General features: G+C 36.7%; 6 protein-coding genes. 3 read left to right on the forward strand and 3 right to left on the reverse strand.

Annotated elements, in window-relative coordinates:
- The 3 genes from FLB_RS07330 to FLB_RS07340 all read left to right on the forward strand — a co-directional run.
- On the forward strand, positions 1 to 1,007 hold a 1,007-nt coding region (locus FLB_RS07330; protein ID WP_157490576.1), incomplete at its 5' end, for a T9SS sorting signal type C domain-containing protein.
- Positions 1,008 to 1,341: 334 nt separating this feature from the next.
- Positions 1,342 to 6,309 (forward strand): T9SS sorting signal type C domain-containing protein, encoded by a 4,968-nt coding sequence (locus FLB_RS07335; protein WP_064715314.1) that lies wholly within the window; start codon positions 1,342 to 1,344, stop codon positions 6,307 to 6,309.
- Positions 6,310 to 6,515: 206 nt separating this feature from the next.
- Positions 6,516 to 10,397, forward strand: coding sequence for a T9SS sorting signal type C domain-containing protein (locus FLB_RS07340; RefSeq protein ID WP_064715315.1), 3,882 nt, complete (start codon positions 6,516 to 6,518; stop codon positions 10,395 to 10,397).
- 129 nt (positions 10,398 to 10,526) lie between these two features.
- Here FLB_RS07340 and FLB_RS07345 read toward each other — a convergent pair whose 3' ends face one another.
- The 3 genes from FLB_RS07345 to FLB_RS07355 all read right to left on the reverse strand — a co-directional run bounded on the left by FLB_RS07345 (position 10,527) and on the right by FLB_RS07355 (position 13,083).
- Positions 10,527 to 11,384 (reverse strand): cupin-like domain-containing protein, encoded by an 858-nt coding sequence (locus tag FLB_RS07345; protein WP_064715316.1) that lies wholly within the window; start codon positions 11,382 to 11,384, stop codon positions 10,527 to 10,529.
- A gap of 87 nt (positions 11,385 to 11,471) precedes the next feature.
- Positions 11,472 to 12,557 carry a biotin synthase BioB gene (gene bioB / locus FLB_RS07350; protein ID WP_064715317.1) on the reverse strand — a complete coding sequence of 362 codons (1,086 nt, stop codon included), beginning with the start codon at positions 12,555 to 12,557 and terminating at the stop codon, positions 11,472 to 11,474.
- 85 nt (positions 12,558 to 12,642) lie between these two features.
- The gene (locus FLB_RS07355; protein WP_064715318.1) at positions 12,643 to 13,083 is read right to left on the reverse strand and encodes a hypothetical protein; all 441 of its coding nucleotides are present in this window, start codon (positions 13,081 to 13,083) and stop codon (positions 12,643 to 12,645) included.
- Between the last annotated feature and the right edge of the window lie 88 nt (positions 13,084 to 13,171).

The following is a 13,171-nucleotide window of genomic DNA, read 5'->3' on the forward strand; positions in this document are numbered from 1 at the left end:
CATTGTATTTCTGGACACATAATACCGCTATTGCACCAAGTGGTTCGGATTATGTGTATACCGCCGATGATTATGCAAGTTATACCTTAACTGGTGGAACAGGAACAAGTGGAAATTTTGTAGATGCCAATGGTAATGGAGTTATGGATCCAAATGAAGAAGTGGTTTTCAATAAGCCATTGGGTAAGATTGCTGCCGGTCAATCCTTTTTTGTAGAATCGAAAGCCATACCTACTGCTACTCAATTTGTTTTTAATAACAATATGCGTGTGGCGGGCAACAATTCGCAGTTTTTTAAACAAGTAACCAATACCAAAAAAACAAACACTATCGAGAAAAACCGTATTTGGTTGAACTTAACCAATAGCGGTGGAGCGTTTAAGCAATTGCTAGTGGGTTACATTACTGGAGCCACGAACGATTGGGATAATTTATATGATGGACTGACTTTTGATGGGCAAGAGTTTGTGGATTTTTACAGTGTCAACCAAGGAAAAAATCTGACCGTTCAAGGGCGTGCTTTGCCTTTTTCTGAAAAAGATGAAGTGCCTTTGGGGTACCGTAGTACTATTGCAGGAACTTTCAATATTGGTATCGACAACAGAGACGGCGCTTTGGCAGGTCAAGCCATTTGGTTGGAAGACAAAAAGACCAATACCATGCATGATTTAACCAAAGGTAAATATACTTTTATAGCAATAGACGGAGTAGAGAACGACCGCTTTGTGTTGAAATATACCAACAAAACTTTAGGCACCGATGATAATGAACTGACGGATAAAGCTTTAATTGTAAGTGTTAAAAACAAAAAAATCACCGTTACGTCCTCGGCAGAAGCGATAACACAAGTACAGGTTTTTGATTTGTTAGGAAGAAAAGTGTACGATAAGTCGAAAATTAACACCCAAGAATGGACCATTTCGAATTTATCTTTGAATGAACAAGCTTTAATTGTAAAAACTACTTTGGCCAACGGAGCCATTAGCAATAAGAAGATTATTTACTAAAAAAATAGCTGTTAAATTGTAAACCCTTTCATAGTCAAGTACTTTGAAAGGGTTTTTTCTTACTTATACCCTTTTTTTGGGTTATTTTTATTTTGCTTTATTGTTGCTACTTTTAAATCATAAATCAATGTAAGTCAAGTAGTTGTGTAATTTTTTTAAATACTTGTCTATGTTTAAAAACTTAATATTTTTATAAATCCCATTTGGTTTTGAGTTGTTATCCATAATTTTGCAGCCTTTTAAAATAATGAAGATTACGGTTTTAATTTTTTAACTTGATATTGATTTTCAAAAGATTAAAAAAGTAGATAAATAAAATTTAAGAAAAGGTTACATGTTTGAATTAGGATTTTTTGCAAAGATAAATGAAGTATGTTATAGGAATTTATGGTTTGTTTTACTGTTACTACCATTTTTTGGACTAGGTCAAGCCTTATCGGGCAATTACATTATTGGTGCTTCACAGCCTGCCCCCTTTAATACGATTACCAATGCTATAGCTAGAATTAACAGCTCTGGTGTTTCGGGGCCGGTTACTTTTTTGTTAGACGATGCTACTTATGCAGCTTCAGAGTCTTTTCCCATTGTTATCAATGCTTTTGCAGGTGCTAGTGCTGTTAATACGTTAACCATAAAACCTAATACAGGTAAAACAGTTTTGATTCGAGCTAACAATTCTGGTGCAACACAAGTAACAAGTGTTATTGATTTGAATGGTGCGGATTATGTTGTTTTTGATGGGAATAATGGATCGGTAAACAAAGCAATGACGGTTTATAATAACTCAACAGTACACACTTCTCCAAAAACTGTTTTTTGGTTACGAAATACGGCTTCGTTCAATCAAGTTAAAAATCTTAACATACAACAGAATTTTTCAGCTGTAAGTGATTTTTCTTTAGGTCTTTATGCAGGAGGCTCTTCAATTAGCACAACTAGTGATGCTAATAATCCCAATACAACAGTGAATAATGTAAATTTTATTGATGTGAAGCATTTGTTGTATGTTAATGGAACAGATGAAACGGGAAATGCTAACTGGACTGTTCTTAACTCTTCAAATTCTGCGACAAGTGTTTTCAATAAACCCTTTACAGGTGTAGTTTTAACTAAAACTTCAAATTTTACTATCGGGAATAACATCTTGTCTAATTTATCTGAGACTAATCTTGCCTATGGTGATTTTCCTTTTGCAGGAGGAATTGCGGTTACCGCGAACAATGGGATCATTTCAAATAATCAAATAAATAATGTGATTAGCACTGTTGCTGAAACGGCTTTTGGAATTTATATTATCGGGAATAATATTACCTTAGCCAATAATGTTGTTTCAAATGTCGCCTCGATTGGAGGCGGAGGAACATCTACACAAAATGGTTTTGGAATCATAGTAGCAGGAGGAGATAATGCCAAGATATATCATAATAGCGTTCGTTTGGGAGTGAATCAAGCTTCAGGGATATCCGCAGCCATTTATGTGGAAACAAGTTGTAATGCATTAGATATACGGAATAATATTTTTGTAAACGCTCAAACAAGTGGAAGTACCAGAGTTGCTTTCTATTCAGCAGGAATGGATACTAGTAAGTTTCTGAATTTAGATTATAATAACTATGTTTCTAGGCAACATATTGGTTCTTGGGGTGATTATTATACTCCTTCAAATTTAAAAGCAACCCTAGCGAATTGGAAATCTGCTACATCCAAAGAAGCTAATGCTCAAAATATAACTCCAGATTTTGTATCAAATACAACTTTACGATTGGAGCAAACTTTGAATAATGAATCACTACAAGGTATTGCATTGGCAGCTGTTGTCACAGATATTGATGGGGAGAATCGTGTAAAGCCTTATATGGGAGCAGATGAATTTACTTGCACATTGCCACCTACGACTTCATTTGGTACCACACAGAGTATCTGTTATAATCGTGAGGTAGCTAGTCCAAATATTGGAGGCGTTACTTTTTCATCAGTTCCTTTTAATCGATATGTAACGCTCAATGTTATTCAGGGTTTACAATATAGAATAGCAACTAGTTCTAATGCTATTGGTTTAATAAAAAAAATAGCCCTTTATAATAATGCTATTCCAACGGTTTTGTTAAACAGTTTCTCAGCATCTAGTACTTCTACCAGTGCCTCTTTGGATTGGACAGCTTCGTTTACAGGTGTTTTGAGGATTGAATTTACACCCACAATTTGCCAAAGTAGTGCCAATACTGATACTTTAACGGCAACATTTATCGGTGGTAATAATACTATTGACAATCCTAATGCAGCAGGAACCAATTCATGGGTAGGGCATGTGTATGATTTTTCAAATGCTGTAGGAGTACCCCCATCAGATGCTAATGCTTTTGCTAATTATTTAGGGAATTTTACACAAGCAAATACGGTTTCAGGTACTACAAGGTCATTTGTTCAAGGTTATGGAGGTACTGATACTTGTTTTCCATTTACGGCTGGGGGTACCTTACAAACTGTTCGTACAGATACTTTTGCAGTTCGATATAAAATGCAAACTACATCAGCGATCTATCCAGCAGGATGTTATTTCGTGAATGTTAGAGGAGACGATGGAGTTCGATTATATATAGATGGAGTTCTAGTCTTTAATGCATGGGAGCAACAAGGGCCGAGTAATTTTAAGAATGTTTTGGTTTCTTTGACAGGAAATAGCTTATTAGAGTTTGATTTTTATGAAAAGGGTGGAGAAAACGTATCTGATTTTACTATTTTTCCAGTTGATGCTGCAACGTTAAGCACTATAAATACGATCACTCCTGCGGGGACGACTATTAGATGTGTCAATACAAACACTCTTTTAACTGGATCTGATGTAGCAACGCAGGATAATAGCAATAATAAAATACCACCAGTAAGCTTTCAATGGCAATCCTCAACAGACAATGTTAATTGGACAGATATTGCTAGCGCAACAGGTAGAGATTATACCGTTCCTGGTACTAATCCGGTGGCAGCTACTCAAATTTATTATAGAAGAAACTTAAAGGGTACTACCGTGAATTCTTCTGGCTGTGTGTATAGCTCCAATGTTGTGACCATAATTACCGGCACAACTGGTACCCCAATAGCGCCAACATATACTCCAGGGACAGAAGTTACTTGTTCTAGTTTTAGGGCAAATTGGAATACTGTATCTTCGGCGACAACTTATAGATTGGATGTTTCAACTGGAAGTGGTTTTACCTCATTTGTTTCAGGATACAGTAATTTAAATGTTGGATTTGTCACTTCATTTAATGTTACAGGCTTAGGTATTGGCACCTATTATTATCGAGTAAGAGCCGTTGGATGTAATGGAAGTACAAGTGCAAATGTCAATACGCCTCTAGGTTATCAAACGGTTGTTCTTGATAGTCCTGGTACTCCAGCAGTTGGCACCATAACAAATGTTACTTGTTCATCAGCAGGTAGTGTTGTGTTGAATAATTTGCCTTCAGGGTCTTGGACAATCAATCAAATAGGTACATCTACTGCAACGTATTCAGGTTCTGGAACGAGTTATACGGTTACAGGATTGACCGCAGGTAATTATACGTTTACTGTAACAAGAGGATGCACTTCATCGCCAACAATAAATGTTCCTATTATAAATTCTTCAAGTACTACATGGAATGGTTCTTCTTGGAGTAATGGTATCCCAGATGCCACAAAAAATGCTATAGTCTCAACAGTAGTACCCAATTCTCCTTTTATTTCGAATTTAACGGCTTGTGCATTGACTATAAGTTCCGGGGTTATCGCAACAGTTCCCACTGGAGTTACTTTGACCATCACGAATGCCGTTACGACCAACGGGCAGTTAATTTTCGAAAACAACGCCAGCTTAGTCCAAATTACTAATGCCATGAATACCGGAGCTATAGAATACCGTCGTAAATCATCCCCGATGAAAAATTTTGATTTTACGTATTGGGCTTCGCCAGTAAGTGGGCAAACGGCAAAATTGTTGTCACCAAATACTTTATGGGATAAGTATTTTAGGTTTAATGGTTCGGCTAATGATTGGGTTTTTGATGACGGCGAAATGAAACCTGGAGTTGGATTCATTATCCGCACGCCCAAACCTGGGATTTATGGGGCACCTTATCCAGAAACAGTTGTCATGCCTTATAAGCAGCCGGTAGCTTTCAAGGGGGTTCCAAACAATGGGAATTATTCTTTTATTGCGGGTGCTAATCAAATGCACTTACTTGGGAATCCTTACCCATCAGCAATTGATGCGGATAAGTTTATTGTTGATAATGTTAATATTATTAATGGAGCATTGTATTTTTGGACGCACAATACAGCAATCGCACAGAGTGGGTCTGACTATGTTTATACCGCTGATGATTATGCGAGTTATACCTTAACTGGTGGAACCGGAACTGGAGTTGGAAATTTTGTAGATGCCAATGGTAATGGAGTTATGGATCCAAATGAAGAAATGGTTTCCAATAAACCATTGGGTAAGATTGCTGCCGGTCAATCTTTTTTTGTAGAATCGAAAGCCATACCTACTGCTACTCAATTTGTTTTTAATAACAATATGCGTGTGGCGGGTAACAATTCGCAGTTTTTTAAACAAGTAACCAATACCAAAAAAACAAACACTATCGAGAAAAACCGTATTTGGTTGAACTTAACCAATAGCGGTGGAGCGTTTAAGCAATTGCTAGTGGGTTATATTACGGGAGCCACGAACGATTGGGATAATTTATATGATGGACTAACTTTTGATGGGCAAGAGTTTGTGGATTTTTACAGTGTTAACCATGGAAAAAATCTGACCGTTCAAGGGCGTGCTTTGCCCTTTTCTGAAAAAGATGAAGTGCCTTTGGGGTACCGCAGTACTATTGCAGGAACTTTCAATATTAGTATCGACAACAGAGATGGCGCTTTGGCAGGTCAAGCCATTTGGTTGGAAGACAAAAAGACCAGTACCATGCATGATTTAACCAAAGGTAAATATACTTTTATAGCAATAGATGGAGTAGAGAACGACCGCTTTGTGTTGAAATACACCAACAAAACTTTAGGAACAGATGATAATGAACTGGCGGATAAAGTTTTAATTGTAAGTGTTAAAAATAAAAAAATCACCGTTACGTCCTCGGCAGAAGCGATAACGCAAGTACAGGTTTTTGATTTGTTAGGAAGAAAAGTGTACGATAAGTCGAAAATTAACACCCAAGAATGGACCATTTCGAATTTGTCTTTGAGTAATCAAATCTTGATTGTAAAAACTACTTTGCCCAACGGCGCCATCAGCAATAAGAAGATTATTTATTAAAAAAATAACTGTTTAATTGTAAACCCTTTCAGAGTACTTGACTTTGAAAGGGTTTTTTACTTTGAATGCGTTTAGTTTTAACATAAAATATTTTTCTTAAATATCACTAAATCTTGGTATTGTCTATTTGAATGTGACTTAATATTTTTATTACAATAAATACTGTTAATTTATAAAAATACTAGTAGTACTCTAATTTTAATTTTATGCCTTTGAAAATAAAGAATACGTTGCTCTTGTTTTTAGTTCTTAGTTTTGGTTCTATTCCAGTTTTTGGTCAACAAGGAAAAGTTGATCCTACCTTTAACACCTACGACGATGGTCTTTTGGGGGATGGTTTTGATGATACCGTAAGAACTTTAGTCGTTCAACCCGATGGTAAGTTGATTGTTGGTGGTGAGTTTCTAAATTTTAATGGGATTGCAACACCTTATTTATGCCGGTTAATGCCTGATGGATCCAAGGATGTGTCTTTTACTTTAGGTACAGGTTTTAATAATAAAATTTATGCTTGTTTACTTCAGCCTGATGGTAAAATCGTGGTAGCTGGATCTTTTACCCAATTCAATGGTGCAACAGTGGGACGTTTAGTCCGCTTGAATTCAGATGGAACTCGTGATGCTTCATTTTCGTCTTCGCTTGGTGCCACCAATAATATCATATACGATATGGCGTTACATCCCGATGGGAGTGTTTTTTTGGTGGGAAGTTTTACGAATTTTAATGGCACTACTACCAATAGAATGGTGAAAGTTTTAGGAAATGGAACAGTCGATATTACTTTTGCGATTGGAACAGGAGCTTCGGGTTTGATTGAAAAAGTTAAAATTCAATCCGATGGAAAAATTATTATTGGAGGAGATTTTGATCTATTCAACGGTGTTAGTGTTGGTAAAATTGCTCGATTGAATGCCGATGGTAGTTTGGATACTAGTTTTACGAGTGGGCTTGGCTTTAACAATAACGTCAATGCTATAGGCATTCAAACGGATGGTAAAATTGTTTTGGGAGGTTCTTTTACCTCGTATAATGGAAATGTAGCCAATCGAATTTTACGATTAAATACAAATGGAGCCATAGATAGCTCTTTTGCTTCTGGCATAGGATTTAGTTCGGGTGCAGTTGAGACTATTTTGATTAATTCTAGTGGAGATCTTTTGATAGGAGGTTCTTTTTTCGGAACCTATAACGGAACGCCAGTAAATAGAGTACAACTCTTCCGTCCTGATGGGGTGATCAATACGGCATTTGATATTGGTAATGGCCCAGCTTCCGCCAGTGTTTTTGCCTTAGGAAATTTAATGGATACTTCTTGGTTTATCGGAGGTTCGTTCTCCATTTTTGATGATCAAAATCAAGGCAAATTAGCCAAGATTGATACGCAAGGCGCTTTGGATATTGGATATTTAACATCGGGAGTGGGGCTGAACAACAGTGTTTCAAAACTACTGCCACTATCAGACAAAAGTGTAATAGTTGTTGGAAATTTTACACAATTTAATGGCGGAGTCGCTCCTAGAATCGCGAAACTCAACGAAGCAGGCGAAATGGATCTCACATTTAACGGTTTGAGTCAGGGCGCTAATGCTACTATTCGAAATGCAGCGGTACAATCCGATGGAAAAATAATCATTGTTGGTAATTTTACTTCGTTTAATGGAACCGCAGTTAATCGAATTACGCGATTATTAGCTAATGGAAGTGTTGATGCTTCGTTCAATATTGGATTAGGGTGCAACGGACAAGTATATGGAGTAGCGATTCAGTCCGATGGAAAAATTATCATCGTGGGTAATTTTTCTACTTACAATGGAATTCCTGCTGTAAAAATTGCTCGTTTATTACCCGATGGTACTTTAGACGCTGGTTTTATTACAGGTTCAGGTGCCGAAGACGGAATTATAGAAACTATTGCATTGCAGTCCGATGGTAAAATACTATTAGGAGGTCACTTTACGATAGTTAACGGAATTTCATCTCGTAGAATCATCCGATTGAATGCCAATGGAAGCAGGGATACTAGTTTTTCGACTGGAACAGGATTTGATGCAGCGGTTTATAGCTTAGCGGTTCAACCCGATGACAAAATTGTAGTCGGAGGTTCTTTTGCTACTTTTAATGGTAATACAAGACGAAGAATTGTTCGCCTAAATCCTGATGGTAGTTTAGATACTAGTTTCAGTATAGGATCAGGATTCAGTAACGGAACCGTTCGAGATATTTTGGTACAACCCAATGGTAGAATGCTACTTGGAGGGACATTTTCTGGAACTTATAATGGAGGGGCAGTCAAAAGGATGCTGCGCTTACAAGCGAATGGCACGGTTGACGGAAGTTTTTTGGTCAATTTGAATGGTACACTTTCTACCATGGCTTTAACTTCAGATGAAAAAGTGTTGATTGGTGGCACCTTCAATTCAGTTTCTGGAATTACCAAACATCGAATTGCTAGACTTATCTTGTGTATAGACCAAACCAAAAGAATGGCTGGAGTTTGGACCAATGGTGAGCCAACTCCAGGGAAAGAATTGCTTTTTGAGGATCATTTTACCATTGTCAACACTACCTATGCTTGCAATTGTTCGATTGCGTCAGGTTTTGAAGTAAAAGTCAATGCTGGAATTACATTAGCCTTAAGATACCAATATGACGGGACCGGACTTTTGATATTAGAAAATGAGGCAAGTTTGCATCAATTAGATGATCAGAGTAGCAATTCTGGAATATTGCAATTGAAAAGAAATACAACACCTATTCGGAAAATGGATTATACCTATTGGTCGAGTCCTGTGCAAAATCAGAAACTAATCGATGTCTCACCATTGACACTTTCTGATAAATTTTTCTCTTTTGATGGGGCAACTAACGACTGGAAAAACGAATTGCCTTCTGCTGTAATGACCATCGGAAGAGGCTATATTATTAGAGGGCCTCAAGATTTTTCTACCACGATACCTTCAGTTTATCAAGCTGTTTTTATAGGAATTCCCAATAATGGGGTATATCGTTTTCCGGTGGGAAGTGATCAATATAATTTGTTAGGAAATCCATATCCTTCAGCTATTGATGCTGATTTGTTTATGACTGATGAGAATAATGCAAGGATTATTTATGGTGCTTTGTATTTTTGGACTCATAATACGCCTATTCAACAAAGTGGTTCAAATTATATTTATGTGGCTGATGATTACGCAACTTATAACCGTACAGGAGGTACAGGTGCGGTAAAAGATGCCGCCGTATCAGGAGGTCCAATTCCATCGGGTAAGATTGCATCTGGTCAATCCTTTTTTGTGGGGACAATGTCAAGTATTCCAATTAATAGTAAGTTTGAATTTAAAAATAGTATGCGAGTAATTGATCAAAACACTCAATTTTTCAAACAAGCAACGGTCAAAAAAACAGCAGCTATCGAAAAAAACCGCATTTGGTTGAACATGACCAATAGTGGTGGCGCCTTCAAACAATTGTTAGTAGGCTATATTACAGGCGCAACCAATGATTGGGATAATTTGTATGACGGACCAAGTTTTGATGGGCATGAATTTGTGGATTTTTATAGCATCAACCAAGGGAAAAACCTGAGCATTCAAGGACGCGCCTTGCCCTTTGAAGCGACAGATATGGTGCCTTTGGGGTACCGCAGTACTATTGCAGGAACTTTCAATATTAGTATCGACAACAGAGACGGGGCTTTGGCGAGACAAGAGATTTGGTTGGAGGATAAAAAAAACAACACCCTTCATGAGTTGACCAAAGGGAAGTACACCTTTACCGCCATAAATGGGGTGGAAAATGACCGATTTATATTGAGGTATACTAATAAAACATTAGACACCCATGATAATGAATTAGTGAATAAGGCATTAGTTATAAGTGTGAAAAATAGAAAAATCAATCTTACCTCCTCGAAAGAAGCGATAGTACAAGTACAGGTGTTCGATTTGTTAGGCCGGAAAGTTTACGATAAATCGAAAATTAATGCAAAAGAATGGTCGATTTCGACTTTGCCTTCAAGTGAACAAACTTTCATTGTAAAAAGTACGTTAGCCAACGGAGCCATTAGTAACAAAAAGTTAATTTATTAAAAAAAAACAGATCTTTTCTTCAAAATCTTTTACCACAAAGAAACACGAAGAAGTCACCAAACTGCACAAAGTAGTACTATTGAACATTGTGCCTTTGCGAAAATCTTTGGGAACTTAGGGGTTAAATGTTTAATTTTTCTGGGTGTCTTTTATGGCTTTTTCATTTTTATAATCAATCCATGCTTGCCCTTTGATTTTTCGCATGGCAGTATCAAAATAGCGCATGATAAATACATTGTAAACGGCTTTGGACAAATTAGAAATTCTTCTTGGAAAAGCTCGTAAACTCATAGAAAAACCTGGAGTAAGATACTTCATGTAGTGCCAGTAGCCTTCAGGCATATAAAGCATTTCTCCGTGATTTAATGTAGTGATGAGTCCTTGCGCTTTTTTTAAGGCTGGGAATTTTTCAAAATCTGGATTATCAAAATCAATATCTTCTCTTGCGATTAAAGCATGAGGCACTTTATATAAAAATGGGGTTTGATCGGGGGCAAATAGCATGCATTGTTTTTTACCATGAAAATGGAAATGTAGAATATTGGAATAGTCAATATCATAATGCATAAAAACTTTAGAGTTTTCGCCTCCAAAAAACAACATAGGTAATTGTTTGACCAAGCGAAGTCCAATATTAGGCCATTTAAAATCATTTTGAAGTATGGGTACTTCTTTCATTAATTCGTATAAAAAAATACGATAATTTGTGGGTTTTGATTGCAAAAGATCAATGTATTCGGTCATTTTCATGCTAGCGTGAGCCGCATTGAATCCATCTTTATGCGATACTGGGCGATCATCGTATAAGGGAACGATTTTGTCACCTGCGATCGTTTTTATATAATTGAGATTCCACTTTTCGTAGGCAGGCCAATCTTGGGTCAATTTTTGGATAACTACGGGCTTTTGTTTTTTAATATATTGATTATAAAAATCCTCTTTCGAAATGGTTTCAACACGTTCAATTTCAGTAAGATTCAGTTTCATAGATGGAAATTAAAAATTAAAAAAAAAGCTCTTAGTTTTTAGGCTAAGAGCAAAGTTAATAAAGCTTTAATTTATGGTAAAATATTTTCACTTATTCTTAAGAGAAGCTTCTATGTTTTTTTCGATAGTGTGACCAGGTCTAGACCATTTTGGTTTTTCACCAAGAGCAGTAAATTGTGAGTTTTCTGCTTCAACGGTTTCGGGCTGCATGATTTTTATGAATGGTTTTTGTGGAGTTAACCCAAGCATTTCAAACATTTTCATATCTTCATTTACATCAGGATTTGGGGTGGTTAGCAATTTGTCTCCTGCAAAGATAGAATTGGCTCCCGCAAAGAAACACAAAGCTTGTCCTTCTCTACTCATGTTCATTCTACCGGCAGACAAACGCACTTGAGTTTCTGGCATTACAATTCTAGTGGTGGCTACCATTCGAATCATTTCCCAAATTTCAACTGGTTTTTCTTCTTCTAAAGGGGTTCCTTCAACGGCAACAAGCGCATTAATTGGCACAGATTCCGGTTGTGGATTCAAGGTAGAAAGTGCTACCAACATTCCAGCTCTGTCTTCGATGCTTTCTCCCATTCCAATAATTCCACCACTACAAACGGTAACATTTGTTTTGCGAACATTTTCTATAGTTTGTAAACGGTCTTCAAAACCACGAGTTGAAATGACTTCTTTGTAATATTCTTCTGAGGTGTCTAAATTGTGATTGTACGCATATAAACCAGCTTCCGCTAAACGTTTGGCTTGATTTTCTGTAAGCATCCCTAAAGTGCAACATACTTCCATGTCTAATTTATTGATGGTACGAACCATTTCCAATACTTGATCAAATTCTGGTCCGTCTTTTACATTTCGCCAAGCCGCTCCCATGCAAACTCTTGAGGAACCTCCAGATTTAGCTCTCAACGCTTGTGCTTTCACTTGACTTACAGACATCAAATCATTGCCTTCTATTTCGGTGTGGTATCTTGCGGCTTGCGGGCAATACCCACAATCTTCAGGACATCCACCGGTTTTTATAGATAACAAAGTCGAAACTTGAACCACATTTGGATCGTGATTGGTTCTATGAATAGAAGCTGCTTCATAAAGCAAATCCATTAAGGGTTTATTATATATGGCAATGATTTCTTCTTTGGTCCAATTGTGTTTTGTACTGCTCATAGGTGCATTTTTAGTGCGACAAAAGTAATCAAATTGTTTTGAAGTAGCAATTTGAGTACACTAAAAGCATTTTTTATTTGACCGACTAGGAATCGGTTACCATACGGTTATTCCAATATAATAGTAGGAGCATTGTTACCACTACAGAAGAAGCAATTCCTTCAAACAACAAGCAAATGCTGTATGTCATAACGGATGGGTTGCCTCCAAAAAGGAAGGTTTTGGATAATGATTGTACGTATTCGTCTCCGCCTTGGAGATAACTATAAATAATTAATCCGATGATGCTCAAAAAAACGCCAATTATTGAAGTCTTCATAGCTGATTTTGCATTGTTGGCAAGTAAGACCTCTCCATCATGAACATTCATCATTATGCTGCGATTTACTCCGTATAAAACAAAAAATGTGTTGAATAAACGCAAGTAAAATACATCTGACAAACCGATACTATTCATGACCAAAAAATAGATAGCTATCCCAACAAATATGAGAAAGCCGTTTTGAAATTCTCTTGAAAGTTTCATAATTTAGTTTTTTAAGGGTTATTTATGGTGTTGAAAATGAACTAATTACCACTAAAATTACTAAAAAAATGAATTGAAAATTTATTTT

It is taken from the genome of Flavobacterium succinicans (assembly GCF_001662485.1).
GTDB classification, from domain to species: Bacteria; Bacteroidota; Bacteroidia; order Flavobacteriales; family Flavobacteriaceae; genus Flavobacterium; species Flavobacterium succinicans_A.